The organism is Arthrobacter sp. EM1, from assembly GCF_029964055.1.
In the GTDB taxonomy this organism is placed as follows: domain Bacteria; phylum Actinomycetota; class Actinomycetes; order Actinomycetales; family Micrococcaceae; genus Arthrobacter.
The window spans coordinates 1,940,335-1,957,685 of sequence record NZ_CP124836.1 but is presented as its reverse complement, the minus strand read 5'-3'; the positions used below and the strand labels follow the sequence as shown (position 1 = coordinate 1,957,685).

The window sequence follows — 17,351 nt, the reverse complement described above, 5'->3', positions numbered from 1 at the left end:
CATGTCAGGCCACTCCAAATGGGCGACGACCAAGCACAAGAAGGCCATCCTCGACAGCCGCCGGGCAAAGTCGTTCGCCAAGCTGATCAAGAACATCGAAGTCGCCGCACGGATGGGCGGTCCGGACCTCGCCGGCAACCCGGGCCTGGAACTCGCCGTCACCAAGGCAAAAAAGACATCGGTCCCCGCTGACAACATCGACCGTGCCATCAAGCGCGGCGCCGGCCTCACCGGCGAAGTGGTGGACTACACCGAGATCATGTACGAATGCCGCGGGCCGCAGGGCTCGGCGCTGCTGATCGAGTGCCTGACGGACAACAAAAACCGTGCCGCCTCCGAAGTCCGGCTCGCCATTTCCCGCAACGGCGGAACCATCGCCGATCCCGGTTCGGTCAGCTACCTCTTCTCCCGCAAGGGTGTCGTTTCGCTGCCGAAGAACGGCCTCAGCGAGGACGACGTCCTGATGGCCGTCTTGGACGCCGGCGCCGAGGAAGTCAAGGACCACTCGGACAGCTTCGAGATCCATTCCGAGCCGACGGACCTGCAGGCCATCCGCGATGCCCTCAAGGACGCGGGGATCGAATACGATTCCGACGAGGCCGAGTTTGTCCCGTCCATGCAGGTTCCGCTGGACCTCGAAGCCGCCAAAAAGTTCATGAAGCTTGTCGATGCCCTCGAAGAACTCGATGACGTCCAGAACGTCTACAGCAACGCCGACCTCAGCGACGAAGTGCAGGCCGCACTGGAAGCGGAGTGACGCTTCGCGTCCTCGGCGTCGACCCGGGCCTCACCCGCTGCGGGATCGGCGTCGTGGACGTTGAGAAGAACCGCCGGGCCACAATGGTGGCGTTCGGCGTCGTCGGGACCTCGCCGGAGGAAAGCCTGGACCAGCGCCTCCTGGTCATCGCGACCTCCATCGACGAGTGGCTGGACAAGTACACACCGCACGTCCTGGCCGTTGAGCGCGTCTTTTCCCAGCTGAACGTCAGCACCGTGATGGGAGTGGCCCAGGCCTCGGGCGTGGTGATCGCCGCTGCCGCGCGCCGCGGCATCCCGGTAGCGCTGCACACACCGTCCGAGGTCAAAGCCGCCGTGACCGGCAGCGGCACGTCCAACAAGGATGCCGTGACCAAGCTGGTTACCAAGATCCTCCGCCTTGACGCCCCGCCGCGGCCGGCCGACGCCGCCGACGCCCTTGCGTTGGCCATCACCCACGCCTGGCGGGCCGGAAGCGGCGCGGCCGTCAGCACCACCGGGCCCGGCAGCGGCTCCATGACCCCCGCGCAACGGGCTTGGGCAGACGCGGAAGCCAAAGCGCGCCGCACCCGCTGAATGTCCGGTGCGCTTGCTAGGGTATTCGTAGATATGTTCGGATAGCCGGGTCCTCCCGGTTCATGTATGGCTGAATTTTCAGGAGCCCGGCTTTGATCAGTTTTCTCCGCGGAACCGTAGCGCACGTTGGCCTGTCCTCCGCCGTGATCGACCTCAACGGCGCCGGCATGAGTGTGAACGCCACGCCGCAGACCCTCAGCAGGCTCCGAGCCGGCGAGGAAGGGAAGCTATTCACCTCCCTGATCGTGCGGGAGGACTCCCTGACCCTGTTCGGATTCGCTTCCGACGACGAACGGGCTGTGTTCGACATCCTGCTCAGCGTCAGCGGCGTCGGGCCCCGGCTGGCACTCGCAGTCCTGGCCGTGCATGAGCCGGAAACGATCCGAGTCGCCGCACACTCCGGAGACGGCAAGGCCTTCACCAAGGTGCCCGGGATTGGCCCCAAGGTCGCCGGGCGGATTGTGCTGGAACTGGCCGGCAAGCTGGTGCCGCACGGCACCGCGGCCGATGCACCTGCTCCCGCGGCAAGCTCCGAGTCGGTCTGGAAGCCCCAGGTGGTCGCGGCCATGACGAGCCTGGGCTGGTCCGAGAAGGATGCCACCTCCAGCATCGACAAGTCCCTGGCCGATTCACCCGAACTGGCCGACAGGGGCAACGTGGCCGAGATCCTGCGCGCCACCCTCCGCTGGCTGGGCCAGGACGGCGCCCGCGCCGGCAACAGGGCAGGTGCCCGTGGCTGAGCCGTCCGTCGTCGCCGGCGGAGAGGAGCCGGAGGAGCGGGTCATCGAAGCCGCCCTGCGGCCCAAAAACCTGCACGACTTCGTGGGCCAGCACCGGGTCCGAAAACAACTGTCACTGGTCCTGGAAGCCTCCCGCATGCGGGGCCGCAGCGCTGACCACGTCCTGCTCTCCGGTCCTCCCGGCCTGGGTAAGACCACGCTGTCCATGATCATTGCGGCCGAGATGAACGCACCGCTGCGAATCAGCAGCGGCCCGGCGATCCAGCACGCAGGCGACCTGGCTGCCATCCTGTCCTCGCTTTCCGAAGGTGAAGTCCTTTTCCTTGATGAAATCCACCGGATGTCCCGGCCGGCCGAGGAAATGCTCTACATGGCTATGGAGGATTTCCGGGTCGACATCGTCGTCGGCAAGGGAGCCGGAGCTACCGCCATCCCGATTGAACTTCCGCCGTTCACCCTGGTGGGTGCGACCACCCGCGCGGGCCTGCTGCCCGGGCCGCTCCGGGACCGGTTCGGCTTCACCGGACACCTCGAGTTCTACTCCGTGGCGGAATTGGAACTCGTCCTCCGGCGCTCTGCAGGCCTGCTGGACCTGAAGGTCAACTCCGCCGGGTTCAGCGAAATTGCCGGGCGGTCCCGCGGTACGCCCCGCATCGCAAACCGGCTCCTGCGCCGGGTCCGCGACTGGGCGCTGGTGCACGGGGTCGAGCAGATCGATGCCCGGACCGCGTCCGCGGCGCTGGACATGTACGAAGTCGACAAACGCGGACTTGACCGGCTGGACCGGGCCGTCCTGGAGGCCTTGATCACCAAGTTCGGCGGCGGACCCGTGGGACTGTCCACCCTGGCTATCGCCGTCGGCGAGGAGACGGAAACGGTGGAAACCGTCGCCGAGCCGTACCTCGTCCGCGAGGGCCTGCTGGGCCGGACCCCGCGGGGCAGGATCGCGCTCGCCCCGGCCTGGACACATCTTGGCTTCGCGGTGCCGCCCGGCGTCTTCGCGCAGGACCCGCTGGAACTCTTCCCGGCGGACGGGGACGCCGACTTCGATGCCGGCCCGGGCCAGGATGCCGATCCGGAATGGATCCGTAACCGTCAATAGCAGCGGCGCGTAGCCTTTCCCTCTAGACTGGTATGACGCTCGGCACGTTCGGGTCTTTGTTTCCGTGCGCGGCCAGTTCCTGGCCGCCGTCGGCTCGGCATAATTGCCTGCCAGCTATCCCGGAGCGAAACGGACGTTGCTGTACAACCAGCTACGCAAGTACAGAATGGAACTTTTCCCTTGGATCCAATGAACATCCTGCTTTTCGTTATGCTCGGACTCTTCGTCTTTATGATGTTCCGCCGCAACAAGAAGACCAAGGAACAGGCAGCCACGCTGCAGTCACAGTTCGCCCCGGGTGTCGAGGTTATGACCAGTTTCGGCCTCTTCGGAAGGATCGTCGAGATCGACGACGCAGAGAACAAGGTGCTGCTCGAACTCTCCCCGGGGAACACCGCCACGGTGCACCGCCAGGCAGTTACCAAGATCGTCGAGCCGGTCCTCGCCGCCGAGGAGCCTGCCGTGGTTCCCAACGATGCATCTTCGCTGACGATCGAGAAGTCCGAAAGCATCGCTCCTGTCAACGATGCGCCGCGCGATGAGACGCCTGAGGAAACCCTGCGCCGCCTCAGCGACGAAGGCAAAAAAGACAGCTAGTCTGCCTGTTTGAGCTATCCCGCGAAGCAACGGCTGCGGGCCACCGCCGGAGCGCGCCCGTGAGGGCCGCACGGCGGTTCCTCCGTAAACAATAGAAAGATCCACAATGGCACGAACTGGCCCCAAAAACACAGCCCTCAGGGTGCTGGTCTGGCTCGGCGTTATCCTCGCCGTCCTGACGGCCGTCCTGGCCGGCGGCACCATGGCCGGCCAGGCGAGCTGGGCACCCAAGCTCGCCCTGGACCTTGAAGGCGGCACCCAGATGATCCTGGCGCCCAAGGTTGAAGGCGGTTCAGGCATCAATGAAGAGCAGCTCAATCAGGCCGTGGCGATCATCCGCCAGCGTGTGGACGGCTCCGGTGTCGCGGAAGCGGAAATCAGCACGCAGTCGGGCCGGAACGTCGTCGTCAGCCTGCCGGGCACACCCGCCAAGGAAACCCGCGCCCTGATCCAGGCGTCCGCCGACATGAATTTCCGCCCCGTCCTCCAAGCCGGTCCGGGCGCAGCCGTCCCCACGGAGTCCTTGACTCCGGAAGACCAGCTGCCCAAGCCCACCGCCGAGCCCACCAACGGCAGCGACATTAACTGGGTTACCCCGGAGGTCTACAAGAAGTTCGAGTTGCTCAACTGCGACAACCCGTCGCAGGACAAGCAGGAACGCTCCGACCCGACCAAACCGCTGGTAACCTGCGAGCCGGCCTCCGCCAACTCCCCGGCGATCAAGTACATCCTTGGCCCGGTTGAAGTCAAGGGCTCAAACATCGCCGGGTCTTCCTTCCAGCTGCAGCGCGGCGCCCAGGGTGCGGTGACCAACGAGTGGGCAGTGAACATCCAGTTCAACGACGAAGGCACCACCAAGTTCAAGGCAGTCACCGAGCGGCTGTATCAGTTCAACGTCGCCAGCCAGGCCCAGGGCGGCTCAGATCCGAAGGCACAGTTTGCCATCGTGCTCGATGACCAGGTCATCTCCGCGCCGCGTGCGAATGCGACCATCACGGACGGCCGTCCGCAGATTACCGGTGGGTTCACCGAACAGTCCGCGAAGGCACTCTCGGACCAGCTCCGCTTTGGAGCCTTGCCGATCAGCTTCGAAATCCAGAGCGAACAGCAGATCTCAGCCACCCTGGGTGGTGAGCAGCTGCGGATGGGCATGTTGGCGGGCCTGATCGGCCTGTTGCTGGTGGTCGTCTACTCGCTGTTCCAGTACCGGGCCTTGGGCCTGGTCACCGTGGCGTCCCTGGTTGTTGCCGGTGCCCTGACCTACCTGGCCATAGCGATCCTTGGCTGGACGGAAAACTACCGGCTCTCGCTTGCCGGTGTGGCCGGTCTGATTGTGGCAATCGGACAGACAGCTGACTCCTTCATCGTCTACTTCGAACGCATCCGGGACGAGCTCCGGGAAGGCCGCGGACTCGTTTCGGCAGTCCAGAACGGCTGGAAGCGCGCCAAGCGCACAGTGCTCGCATCCAAGGCGGTGAACCTGCTGGCCGCGCTGGTGCTGTACTTCGTGGCTGTGGGCAACGTCCGCGGCTTCGCGTTTACGCTTGGCCTGACTGCCATCGCTGACCTCATCGTTGTATTTATGTTCACGCACCCGACGCTTCAGCTGCTCTCGGGCACCAAGTTCTTCGGCGAAGGCCACCGGTTCTCCGGCCTGGACCCGAAGCGGCTCGGCGCCATCCCGCTGTACCGCGGGGCGGGCCGGATCCGCACCCCGGATGACAAGCCCGCCGTTGCGCTTCGCGCCAAGAACACCGGCGCCGCGGCCGAGGCCGAACGCCGGATGACCATTGCGGAACGACGGCTCGCGGAACGCCAGGAACAGCTTGCCGGTTCCTCCAAGAACGCGTCCAAGGAGGGCAACTAAATGGCCACCAGCTTCGCCAATTTCGGCAATGAGCTCTACACGGGCAAGCGCTCGTACGACTTTGTCGATTCCAAGAAAATCTGGTTCCTGATTGCAGCCGTCCTGGTTGCGCTCTCGATCCTGCTGCCGGTCGCCAAGGGTGGCTTCAACCTCGGCATCGAGTTCAGGGGCGGCTCGGAATTCACCGTCTCCAACGTCAAGACCACGGACCCTGCCCTCGGCGAGAAAGCCGTGAAGGACGTTGTCTCCGGAAGCGTCCCGCGGGTCGCCAATGTTGCCGGCACCACGATGCGGATCCAAACGGACAAGCTCACCGACGACGAGACACTGCGGATCAAGGACGGACTCACCACGGCCTACGGCGTCACCGACAATGAGGTCACCTCGACCTTTGTCGGGCCGACCTGGGGTGCTGACGTTACAAAACAGGCCCTTTTGGGCCTGGCGATCTTCGTCGGGCTCGCCGCGGTGCTGATGGCGCTCTACTTCCGGACCTGGAAGATGTCGCTCTCGGCCCTCGTGGGCATGCTGGTGACGATGTTCATCACCGCCGGCGTGTACGCCCTCAGCGATTTCGAGGTCACGCCGTCGGCCATCATTGGGTTCCTCACCGTGCTGAGCTACTCGCTGTACGACACTGTGGTGGTCTTCGACAAGATCCGCGAGAACACCGCGGACCTGCAGGCGTCCACCCGCCGGACGTTTGGCGAGGAGGTCAACCTGGCTGTCAACCAGACCTTGGTGCGCTCCATCAACACCATGATGGTTGCCATCCTTCCGGTGGGGGCGATCCTATTCATCGGCGCTGGCCTGCTCGGCGCCGGAACCTTGCGGGACCTCTCACTGGCTCTTTTTGTCGGCATCCTGATCGGCACGGCGGCCACCATATTTATCGCCGCGCCCCTCTACGCCTGGCTGCGGCAGGGCGAACGGGAGTTGGTCAAGCAGGCCGCACGGGTGCAGCAGCGCCGGGCGCAGGCTGCCGCCAAGGCGGAAACCGCAGAAGCTCCCGCGACGGCCTAGCCGCAGCTGTCCTGCCGGACCCGGTCCGCCGGGGTATTTGCTTCCGCAGACCTTCGGGCCGGAGAACGCCATTCGTGGTGCTCTCCGGCCCGTCGCCGTATCGTCGACGGTTATCGAAGTATCCTGCTGCGGGAATAGACTGGAAGAATTAACGGGTTCGGAGAGGTGCTCCATTGGAAGAACGTTCGACGCCGGTGCCAACAGCACAGGCGGATGAGGCTGCAGGCCAGGGTTCGCAGACTGGCGTGGTGGCTCCGGGACGCGCTGATCCGCCCGTCCCGGTCGACAGTTCGGGGGCCCGCCAGACCTTCCCCGGCCGCCGTGAGCGCACCCGCTCCCGGCTGGCGCGCCTGACCGGCCGCGGTGCACCTGCCTATTCGCCCATCCTGGAGCCGCTCCTGCGCACAGTGCGGGCCAATAACCCCAAAGAGGACTTTGAGCTGATTCAGCGTGCCTTTGTGGTGGCGGAGAGCTGCCACCGCGGGCAGAAGCGCAAGAGCGGCGACCCGTACATCACCCACCCCGTGGCGGTGGCCACCATCCTGGCCGAACTGGGGCTCACCGGAACCACCCTGGCGGCGGCTCTCCTGCACGACACGGTCGAGGACACCTCGTACTCCCTGGAGGACCTGAAAGCCGAATTCGGGCCGGAAGTGGCCATGCTGGTCGACGGGGTCACCAAGCTGGACAAGGTCAGCTTCGGCGAGGCCGCCCAGTCTGAAACCGTTCGCAAAATGGTCGTCGCCATGGCCAAGGACATCCGGGTTCTGATGATCAAGCTGGCCGACCGGCTGCACAACGCCAGGACCTGGCGCTTCGTGTCGGCCGAGTCGTCGGCGCGCAAGGCCCGGGAAACACTGGAAATCTTCGCTCCGCTGGCACACCGGCTGGGCATGAATACCATCAAATGGGAACTTGAAGACCTCTCCTTTGCGGCGCTGTATCCGAAGGTCTACGAGGAAATCGTGCGTATGGTGGGGGACCGGACCCCCGAACGCGAAAAGAACCTCTCGGTGATCCGGAACCAGATCACCGAGGACCTGCGCGAAGCGAAAATTAAGGCCACTATCAGCGGCCGGCCCAAGCATTACTACTCGATTTACCAGAAGATGATTGTTCGGGACAAAGATTTCGACGACATCAACGACCTGATGGGCGTCCGGGTGCTGGTCGACTCGGTCCGGGACTGTTACGCGGCCCTCGGCGCCATGCACTCACGCTGGAACCCCCTCCCCGGGCGGTTCAAGGACTATATCGCGATGCCCAAGTTCAACATGTACCAGTCGCTGCACACCACCGTCATCGGCCCCGGCGGCAAACCCGTGGAGATCCAGATCCGCACGCACGAAATGCACCGCCGCGCTGAATACGGCGTTGCGGCACACTGGAAGTATAAGGATCAGCCGAACCGCACCGCTGCCGGGCCGGGAAGCCCCCGCGAGGGTGAGATGGGCTGGCTCCGCTCCCTCGTGGACTGGCAGCAGGAAACCTCCGATCCGGGCGAGTTCCTGGACTCGCTGCGTTTTGAAATCAACGCCCGGGAGGTTTTTGTTTTTACCCCCAAGGGCGAGGTTATGGCCCTACCCGCCGGTTCCACACCCGTGGACTTCGCCTACGCCGTCCACACCGAAGTGGGCCACCGGACCATCGGGGCCCGAGTCAACGGCAAACTGGTCCCGCTGAACAGTGAACTGAACCACGGCGACTGGGTGGAAATCTTCACGTCCAAGGCCGAGGGCGCCGGTCCCAGCCAGGACTGGCAGCATTTCGTCAAGAGCGCCCGGGCCCGCAACAAGATCCGTCAGTGGTTCAGCAAGGAACGCCGCGAAGAGTCGATCGACCGGGGCAAGGAAATGCTGACCAAGGCGATGCGCAAGCAAAACCTGCCGTTGCAGCGCCTGATGACCCATGACGCCCTCGCCGCGATCGCGGAGGACTTAAAGTATGTCGACATCTCCGGTCTGTACGCAGGGGTCGGCGACGGCCACACCTCGGCTCAGTCCGTTATGGAACGCCTCGTGGAAAGCGTCGGCGGCAACGACACTCCCGACGACGCCCTCACCGAGGTTTCCATCCCCTCGCAAGTCAGCAAGGGACGGTACTCCGATTCAGGCGTCGTAGTACGCGGCGTGGACGATGTCTGGGTCAAGCTCGCCCGCTGCTGCACACCTGTTCCGCCGGACCCGATCCTGGGCTTCGTCACCCGCGGTTCCGGCGTTTCAGTGCACCGGACGGACTGCACCAACGTCAGTGGGCTGCTGGAGCAGCCAGACCGGATAGTGGAGGTTGATTGGGCACCCACCCAGTCGAGCGTTTTCCTGGTCGAAATCCAGGTTGAAGCCCTTGACCGCAAGTCGCTGCTCTCGGACGTGACCCGCATCCTGTCGGAGAACCACGTCAACATCCTGGCCGCGAGCGTTCACACATCCACGGACAGGGTAGCCATCTCGAAATTCGCTTTCGAGATGGGCGACCCGAAATACCTCAGCCATGTGCTCAGTGCCGTCCGACGCATCGACGGGGTCTTTGACGTCTACCGGACCACCGGCAGCCGGCGGCGCGGCTGAATCTTGTTTGGCGAGACACCGTAACCGGGCGCCGGGAGGCGCCGGGTTATGGCGCCGGACGGGGCTGCAGCTGTTCGAGTTTCGCCAGCGCTTCCTTTTTGTGCGGCATCCGGGGCGATGCCTCCACGGCCCGCAGCAGCAGCCGGGTCTGCAAACCCAGATCTGGGTTTGCCAGCAGCGCCCGCAGCGCCGGAACGGCCCGCTCCGCGTCCACATGCAGGGCGATGTCCACAGCGGTCCGCAGCGGGCTGGAGACCAGCAGACCACCCAGGCTCACGACGTCGAACGGGCCCAGGCGCACCTCGTGGAGTGTGCACCCGCGGGCCGACCTGAGGCTGGATATCCGTCGCTTGGTGTCGACGAGCAGGGCAAGACGGTCAGGTTCGATGGCGCAGCCGTAAATCCAGGCGGCCGTCATCCGCCCCGCGACAACCCGGGTGCGGATGGCCGGGCTTATCAGGAGGGAGGCCGCACGGGCCCTGAGCCGCGGCGTGGGGCGGGTCCCCGGCGGCAGGTAGCCGCGCTGGTAGAGCTGCGTCAGCACGCCGTCCAACGCCATCGCTTGAAGTTCGGGCCAGGAGAAGAGCGCTCCGGGGGAATACAATTCAGCCGGCGGCGACAGTGCAGCCGTCAGCGGCGCTGACCCTGACCGCAACGTTGACAGTGACGGTAGAAGTGAGCCTGGGGTGGACGTGGCAGCGGGGCCGTGAACGATGACCATTCAGCCATCCTGACCCGTCCCGGAATCAGCGAACAGGCCCCGCACCGGTCATGTGGATAACCGGTGCGGGGCCCGCTTCGTAGGGCTTGGGGTCCGGCGCCTGCGGGCTAGGAGAGTTCGCTCGCTGATTTTTCGAGCTGTTTCAGCCAAGCCTCGCGGGCCTCGAGCGCTTCCTTGGCGGCCTTAATCTTGCGATCGTCGCCGGCCTTCTCCGCCTTGGCCAGGTCCTCCCGCAGCCCTGCAATGGCCGATTCAAGTTGCGTCAGCGCGCTGTTGGTGCGTGCTTTCGTCTCCGGGTTGGACCGCTTCCAGTTCTCGTCCTCGGCGTGGCGGACGCTATCTTCGATCTTCCGCAGCCCGGCTTCGACGCGTGCCATGTCGGCGCGGGGGACTTTGCCGGCCTCTTCCCAACGGTCACGGATGGACTGGAGCGCCTTTTTGGCCGCGGTGAGGTCCTTGATGGGGAGGAGCTCGTTGGCTTCCGTCAGCAGCGCCTCCTTGACCACGAGGTTTGCACCGTATTCCTGGTCGATCTCATCGTTGGCCGCCTGGCGGTGCGTAAAGAAGACGTCCTGGGCGGCACGGAACCGGGCCCACAGCGCGTCGTCGTCTTTGCGGCTGGCACGCGGCGATGCCTTCCAATCATCCATCAGGCGGCGGTATTCGCCGGCGGCAAAGCCCCAGTCGGTCGAGGAGGAGAGCGCTTCCGCCTCGGTGATCAGCTTCTCCTTAGCGGCCTTGGCTGCCGAGTTGGTGCTGTCCAGCTGGGAGAAATACGCACGGCGGTGCCGGTCAAAGACGGTACGGGCGGCGCGGAAGCGCTTCCAGAGGGTGTCCTCATTGCTGCGGCCGAGCCGGACGCCGCTCTTCTGCGCGGTCTTCCAGCCCTCGAACAGTTCGTTCATCCGGGCGCTGGATGTCTTCCACTGGATCTGGGCCGGGTCGTGGCCGGCAATCTCTTCAGCCTCGGCGACGATGGCTTCGCGGGCGGCCAACTCGGCAGCGCGGACGGCATCGTGTTCTGCCTTCTCGGACTTTTCGAGCTCGGAGATCTGCGTGGCCAGGGCGTCCAGACGGGACTCGGCGGAGCGAAGGTCGCCCACCATGTTGCGCCCGGCGAGTTGCTCGCGCAGGTGGGCCACGGTCTTGTGCATGTCCGTGGTGGGTGCCTTGGAGCTGACCCGCTGTTCCAGCAGGACAATCTGCGCGACGACGTCATCGTACTTGCGGGCGAAGTAACCCAGTGCCTCGTCGTCGCTGACGTCCGGGTACTGCCCGACAGGGTGCTCGGCACCGTCGAGGGTCAGGAACACGTGGCCGTCGCCTTCGACCCGGCCCCATCGTGCGGCCTCGGCCAGTGAAGCAGCGGAGGAAACGGTAGCCGGTGCTGCCGGTGCTGCCGGTGCGGGTTTCGCCTTCGGCCGTGCCGCAAACGCTGCCGGTGACGGCGCGGGGCGCGGGGCCGGGGGAGCCGCGGGCTCAGAGGCGGTATCCGCGGCTTCGGCGGCGGCGGGTGCGGCTTCGCCGGCGTGGGTGGAAGCGGGAGCCCCCGTTGCGGCGACAGCCGCGGCGGCCTGCGCCTCTGGTGCCGTCTCCGTCACCGTAGCCGGGGTTGTGGCATCTGCCTGCGCCGTGCCCGGGCCTGTGGCTGGTTCTGCGAACCCAGCTCCGGCCTGCGTTTCGTTGGCAGCTGCTGCTGACACTGTTTCGTCGGATTTCTGACTGTCTGTCACCGCTAGAAGTCTTTCGCTTGGAGGGAAATACCGGGGCCGGTGCCACGAGGGCGACGGCTGGTTACTTCAGAGAGAACGAGTCTATCGTGACTGGTTCCGCCGGGGCGCCGTCTGTGGGGCTGTCACCTGGTTTTAGTCCGGCGGCCGCGATTGTGGTCACAACATCCAGGCCCGAGGTCAGTTTCCCGACCACGGAGTATCCGCCCGCGGCATCGGCGGGAATGACGGTGTCCTTATACACGATGAAAAACTGCGTGCCGTTGCCGTAGGCGTTTCCACCGGTCCTTGCCACGGCAATGGTTCCGGCAGGGTAGGTGTTGTCCTGCGGCGTGTTTTCCAGCGGGCCCCACGTGTAGTTGGCGTCGCCGCTTCCGTCGCCGGCTTTGGACCCGCACTGCAGGACGCCGAACGTTTCGCCAGTGGTGAGCCGGTGGCAGCTCAGCCCGGAATAGAAGTTCTGGTCCGCGAGGGACTTGAAGACGGCGGCTGCCTGGGGCGCCTTGGTGCCGTCCAGCTCGATGCCCAGGGTGCCGCTGTTGAGCTTCAGTTCGCCGGTGAACGTCTGGCCGGCCGCTGTTTCAGGCTTGGGGATGTTGTCGGCATTACCGGCGGAGGCCGACGGCGTGGCGGACGGGGTGGTAAGTCCGGCCTGGGCTGCGGCGTATTCGTCCTCACTGGGATTGGCGGCGAAAACTGTCAGCTGCAGGACCAGTGCAACGACCAGCGCGGCGACTCCGGCGCCGACGGCAAGTACGTTGTCGCGCTTGCGCCGTTTGTCCTGCTCCTTGCGCAGCTCGCGCTTTGCCTCCATCTGCTGGACGCGCCGCTTCGCTTCGCGGGCGCTCCGTGAACTGGCCGCCAAAAGTCCTCCTGGGTTTAGGGCCGAACCTGCGCAAGCGCCGTGGCGCTGCGCGGGTTCAACGGTAAAACTGCAGGCAATCGCGCCGTTTACCGCCGCATTAGAAGATGCGGGCGCGGAAAGCATAAACTGACTGCCGCACACAGTTTATGCATGACCGGCCTGTCTGCCGCCCATCTGATCCCCGTTTCGGACGCCCGTTTCAGCCCCACCGCGGCGCAGAACACCTCGGCCGGTTATTACCTGAGGAGAAAATCCACCATGGCACGCACCGCCTCCCTGTCCGGATTCCCCGAGTGGCTTCCCGAGGAGCGGATGGTGGAGCTGCATGTGTTGGACACCCTGCGCAGGGTTTTCGAACTGCATGGTTTTTCCTCCATTGAAACCCGGGCCGTGGAGACTGTGGGGCAGCTGCTGCGAAAGGGTGAGATCGACAAAGAGGTCTATGGGCTGAGCCGTTTGCAGGACGATGAGGGGGCTCCGGCGCCGGACGGTGCCACTTCACACCGAAGCGATCCGCACGCCCTGGCCCTGCACTTTGATCTCACGGTGCCGTTCGCCCGGTACGTCGTCGAAAACGCCGGCTACCTTGCGTTTCCGTTCCGCCGGTACCAGATCCAGAAGGTCTGGCGCGGCGAGCGACCGCAGGAAGGCCGAGCCCGGGAATTTACCCAGGCGGATATCGACATCGTGGGCGACGGTAATTTGCCGTTCCGGTACGACGTCGAGATTGCGCTGGTGATCGCGGAGGCCCTCAGTGCCCTGCCGATCCCGGATTTCCTGCTCCGGATCAACAACCGCAAGCTGGCCGAGGGCTTCTACGACGGCATCGGCCTCACCGACACCGCAGGGGTGCTGCGCAGCATCGATAAGCTCGAGAAGATCGGCGCCGCCAAGGTCGCCGAGCTGCTCCGGTCCGAGCTGGGAGCCACCGCGGAGCAGGCCCAGTTAGCGCTCAAGCTGGCTTCGATCCGCACCGGGGACACGTCCTTCGTGGCGCAGGTCCGCGCTCTCGGAGTCAGCAATGAGCTCCTCGAAGAGGGCCTGGCCGAGCTGGAACAGGTCATCGCGGCCGCCGTCCAGCGCGCCCCCGGCAAGGTTGTCGCGGACCTCAGCATCGCCCGCGGCCTGGACTACTACACCGGCACCGTGGTGGAAACTGTCCTGGTGGGCCACGAACAGCTCGGCTCCATCTGCTCCGGCGGGCGCTACGACGCTCTCGCCAGCAAGGGCAACCGGACGTTCCCCGGCGTTGGACTCTCCATCGGCGTAACCCGGCTGGTGTCCCGAATCCTCAGCCAGGATCTCGCCAAAGCCACCCGGTCGGTGCCCACCGCCGTGCTGGTGGCGCTCAGCAGCGATGACAGCTGGGGGGCTGCGCAGGACGTTGCCGCGGAGCTGCGCGGCCGGGGGATCGCCACCGAAGTGGCGGCCAAGGCGGAGAAGTTCGGCAAGCAAATCAAATTTGCAGACCGCCGCGGTATCCCCTTCGTCTGGTTCACCGACGACGAGGGCAAACACCAGGTCAAGGACATCCGCTCCGGTGAGCAGGTCGACGCCGATCCGGCCAGCTGGGCTCCAGCAGCCGAGGACCTGCACGTCCGGATCCTGAAGGCCTAGGCAGCGGCTTTCCGGAGCCGCCGCCGCAGCGCCAGGACGCGCCCCGCAGCACCGGCGCCGAGCACCGCCGCCATCCCCAGCACCGAGGCCGGCGGGAGCGTCACGGCCAGCAGCAGGCAGCCGAGGAAGCCCACGGCATTGAGCCAGCGCGGGGCGTGCCCGGGGCGCTCGGCGAGGGTGAACGCTGCGGCATTCGTCACCGCGTAGTAGACCAGCACTCCGAAGCTCGAGTACCCCACCACCGTGAGCACGTTGGTGGTCAGCAGCAGCACAATGACGGCCGCGGCGACGGCCAGTTCGGCCAGGAACGGGACCGGGTGCGTGCCGCCCACCCGGGCGAGCGGAGCCGGCAGGTCACCTTCCCGGGCCATGGCCATGGTGGTCCGGCCCACCCCCGTGATCAGTGCCAGCAGCGCGCCGAGACAAGCTGCTGCGGCGCCCGCCTGGACGAGCGGGGCGCCGGCGCTGAGCCGGGAGCCGGCCACAGCGTCAAGCAAGGGCGCCGTGGAGCCGGCAAGTTGCCCGTCCGGCAGGTGCCGGGCCAGCAGCAGGGCCAGCCCAAGATAGATGATGAACGCAGCGGCCAGCGCCGCAAAAATGGCCCGCGGAATGGTGCGGGCCGGGTCTTTGACCTCCTCGCCCAGCGTCGCAATCCGGGCATAGCCGGCGAAGGCAAAGAACATCAGCCCGGCCGCCGGCAGCACGCCCCAGCCGCCGCCTGCCGTGGCAGCGCCGGCGGCAGGGTCCGCTGCCGGATGCGGGCCCAGGAGTGCGGCGGCGGCCACAAACGCCAGTGTGGTGAGCACCGCACCCAGCAGGATCCGGGTCAGTAGTGCCGTGCGGGTGATGCCCAGCAGGTTCACCCCCGTCAGGACCGCCACCGCGGCCACCGCCAGCGGCGTCGCGAACTCCGGCGCCGCATAGTGTCCGAACGTCAACGCCATCGCCGCGCAGGACGCCGTCTTGCCGGTCACAAACCCCCAGCCAGCGATGAAGCCCGGCCATTCGCCCAGCCGGTTCCGCCCGTAGACATAGCTTCCGCCGCTGGCCGGGTACACGGCGGCCAATTGCGCCGAGGCCACCGCGTTGCAGTAGGCGATCACACCGGCCAGCGCCACAGCGGCCGCCAGCAGTGGACCGGCCAGCGCAGCCGCCGGTGCAAAAACCACAAAGACGCCGGCGCCCAGCATCGAGCCGAGGCCGATCGCTGTCGAATCGAGCACGCCCAACCGGCGCTGTAGGGGCTGGGGCGTCTGCCGGTCCGGGGACGGCTTCATCTGGCGGCGGCTTGCCATGGCGGGAGGGGCCTTTCCAACGGGTAAACTCGTACGGGATCGTTCCTGTTAGCGATCCTAGTGAACATGATTTTTGATTTCCCTCTGTCTTCTTCAGAAAGGCGTGCTGTGCTGCGCACACATGACCTCGGATCCCTTCGCTCCGAGCACATTGGACAAACCGTAACCCTCGCCGGCTGGGTCGGCCGGCGTCGTGACCACGGTGGTGTTGCCTTCGTTGACCTGCGTGACGCTTCGGGCGTATCCCAGGTGGTTGTTCGTGAAGAGGAAGTCTTCCACGGCCTGCGCAACGAATACGTGCTGCAGGTTACCGGCACTGTCGCCCGGCGCCCCGAGGGCAACGAGAACTCCGCGCTGGCCACCGGCGAGATCGAGGTGATGGCCGAGAAGGTCACCATCCTCAACACTTCCGAGCCGCTGCCGTTCCAGATCGATGAGCATGTTGAAGTCGGCGAGGAAGCCCGCCTCAAGCACCGCTACCTGGATCTGCGCCGCCCCGGCCCCGCACGCAACATGCGCTTGCGCTCGGAGGCGAACCGGGTGGCCCGCGAACTTCTCCACCAGGACGGCTACGTCGAGATCGAAACCCCGACGCTGACACGCTCGACGCCGGAAGGTGCCCGCGACTTTGTGGTCCCCGCTCGCCTGGCACCGGGTTCCTGGTACGCGCTGCCGCAGTCTCCGCAGCTCTTCAAACAGCTCCTGCAGGTGGGCGGTTTTGAGAAGTATTACCAGATCGCCCGTTGCTACCGGGACGAGGACTTCCGCGCGGACCGCCAGCCGGAGTTCACCCAGCTGGACATCGAAGCCAGCTTCGTTGACCAGGACGACATCATTGGCCTCGGCGAAAACATCGTTAAGGCGCTGTGGAAGCTGATCGGCGTCGAGATCCCGACGCCGATCCAGCGCATCACCTACCACGACGCCATGGCCCGCTACGGTTCGGACAAGCCGGATCTGCGTTTTGGCCTGGAGCTTACCGAGCTCACCGAATTCTTCAAGGACACAAACTTCGGCGTCTTCAAGGCGCCCTATGTCGGGGCCGTCGTTATGCCCGGCGGCGCCTCCCAGGCCCGCCGCGCCCTCGATGCCTGGCAGGAATGGGCCAAGCAGCGCGGCGCCAAGGGCCTGGCCTACGTCTTGTTCAAGGAAGACGGCGAACTCGCTGGCCCCGTGGCCAAGAACCTCACCGATACCGAGCGTGCAGGCCTGGCCGCGGCCGTCGGCGCCACACCCGGGGACTGCATCTTCTTCGCCGCCGGTGAGAAGACGCCTTCCCGTGCCCTGCTGGGCGCCGCCCGCGTCGAGATTGGCCACCGCACCGGCCTCATCAACCCGAGCGACTGGGCCTTCTGCTGGGTTGTGGACGCGCCGATGTTCGAGCCCGCCGCGGCGGCCGTCGCGTCCGGTGATGTCGCCGTCGGAGCCGGCCAGTGGACTGCCGTGCACCACGCATTCACCTCGCCCAAGCCCGAATTCATGGACACGTTCGACAAGGATCCAGAGTCCGCGCTCTCTTACGCCTACGACATTGTCTGCAACGGCAACGAAATCGGCGGCGGCTCCATCCGTATCCACCAGAGCGAGGTCCAGGAACGGGTCTTCGAGCTTATGGGCCTGGACAAGGCGGATGCCCAGACTAAATTCGGTTTCCTGCTCGAAGGCTTTAAGTTCGGCGCTCCTCCGCACGGCGGCATTGCGTTCGGCTGGGACCGGGTGGTTGCCCTGCTGGCAGGCGTCGAGTCCATCCGCGACGTCATCGCGTTTCCCAAGTCCGGGGGCGGCTATGACCCGCTGACCCAGGCGCCCGCCCCGATCACGGCCCAGCAGCGCAAGGAAGCCGGCGTGGATTTCAAGCCTGAGGCCAAGAAGGCCGACGGCACCAAGTAATCTGA

The 17,351-nt window shown here is 65.7% G+C and carries 14 protein-coding genes; 10 read left to right on the top strand and 4 right to left on the bottom strand.

From position 1 onward, the window contains the following. Position 1: 1 nt before the first annotated feature. From QI450_RS08940 to QI450_RS08905, 8 genes are all read left to right on the top strand, one after another. Positions 2-757, top strand: coding sequence for a YebC/PmpR family DNA-binding transcriptional regulator (locus tag QI450_RS08940; RefSeq protein ID WP_226775099.1), 756 nt, complete (start codon positions 2-4; stop codon positions 755-757). Next, complete coding sequence (gene ruvC / locus QI450_RS08935; protein WP_226775100.1) at positions 754-1,332, top strand: crossover junction endodeoxyribonuclease RuvC; 579 nt, start codon at positions 754-756, stop codon at positions 1,330-1,332. Before QI450_RS08940 ends, ruvC begins: the two co-directional genes overlap by 4 nt. 92 nt (positions 1,333-1,424) lie before the next feature. Then, a complete protein-coding gene (ruvA, locus tag QI450_RS08930; protein ID WP_226775101.1) occupies positions 1,425-2,072 on the top strand; it encodes a Holliday junction branch migration protein RuvA in 648 nt (215 codons plus the stop codon). After that, on the top strand, positions 2,065-3,174 hold the full coding sequence (gene ruvB, locus QI450_RS08925) for a Holliday junction branch migration DNA helicase RuvB (protein WP_226775102.1): 1,110 nt from the start codon (positions 2,065-2,067) through the stop codon (positions 3,172-3,174). Before ruvA ends, ruvB begins: the two co-directional genes overlap by 8 nt. Before the next feature lie 189 nt (positions 3,175-3,363). Beyond that, entirely contained in the window at positions 3,364-3,771 is a 408-nt protein-coding gene (gene yajC / locus QI450_RS08920) for a preprotein translocase subunit YajC (RefSeq protein WP_226775103.1), read from the top strand. Positions 3,772-3,877: 106 nt separating this feature from the next. Further along, positions 3,878-5,638: a protein translocase subunit SecD gene (gene secD / locus QI450_RS08915; protein ID WP_226775104.1), complete on the top strand. Its 1,761-nt coding sequence runs from the start codon at positions 3,878-3,880 to the stop codon at positions 5,636-5,638. After that, positions 5,639-6,661 (top strand): protein translocase subunit SecF, encoded by a 1,023-nt coding sequence (gene secF, locus QI450_RS08910; protein WP_226775105.1) that lies wholly within the window; start codon positions 5,639-5,641, stop codon positions 6,659-6,661. Between the two features lie 248 nt (positions 6,662-6,909). After that, positions 6,910-9,228 carry a bifunctional (p)ppGpp synthetase/guanosine-3',5'-bis(diphosphate) 3'-pyrophosphohydrolase gene (locus QI450_RS08905; protein WP_226775106.1) on the top strand — a complete coding sequence of 773 codons (2,319 nt, stop codon included), beginning with the start codon at positions 6,910-6,912 and terminating at the stop codon, positions 9,226-9,228. Positions 9,229-9,274: 46 nt separating this feature from the next. Here QI450_RS08905 and QI450_RS08900 read toward each other — a convergent pair whose 3' ends face one another. The 3 genes from QI450_RS08900 to QI450_RS08890 form a co-directional block, all read right to left on the bottom strand. After that, on the bottom strand, positions 9,275-9,787 hold the full coding sequence (locus QI450_RS08900; protein WP_226775107.1) for a type IV toxin-antitoxin system AbiEi family antitoxin: 513 nt from the start codon (positions 9,785-9,787) through the stop codon (positions 9,275-9,277). A gap of 269 nt (positions 9,788-10,056) precedes the next feature. Then, positions 10,057-11,682 (bottom strand): DUF349 domain-containing protein, encoded by a 1,626-nt coding sequence (locus tag QI450_RS08895; protein ID WP_226775108.1) that lies wholly within the window; start codon positions 11,680-11,682, stop codon positions 10,057-10,059. Between the two features lie 61 nt (positions 11,683-11,743). Then, a complete protein-coding gene (locus QI450_RS08890; protein ID WP_226775109.1) occupies positions 11,744-12,544 on the bottom strand; it encodes a peptidylprolyl isomerase in 801 nt (266 codons plus the stop codon). Between the two features lie 258 nt (positions 12,545-12,802). Here QI450_RS08890 and hisS point away from each other — a divergent pair, with 258 nt between their 5' ends. Next, entirely contained in the window at positions 12,803-14,161 is a 1,359-nt protein-coding gene (hisS, locus tag QI450_RS08885; protein WP_226775186.1) for a histidine--tRNA ligase, read from the top strand. Here the strand turns inward: hisS and QI450_RS08880 are convergent. After that, positions 14,158-15,456 (bottom strand): APC family permease, encoded by a 1,299-nt coding sequence (locus QI450_RS08880; RefSeq protein WP_226775110.1) that lies wholly within the window; start codon positions 15,454-15,456, stop codon positions 14,158-14,160. The genes hisS and QI450_RS08880 overlap by 4 nt on opposite strands. Before the next feature lie 108 nt (positions 15,457-15,564). On the opposite strand from QI450_RS08880, the gene aspS reads away from it, so the two are divergent. Beyond that, positions 15,565-17,346, top strand: a complete 1,782-nt coding sequence (gene aspS / locus QI450_RS08875; protein ID WP_226775111.1) for an aspartate--tRNA ligase — start codon at positions 15,565-15,567, stop codon at positions 17,344-17,346. The last annotated feature ends 5 nt before the right edge of the window (positions 17,347-17,351 follow it).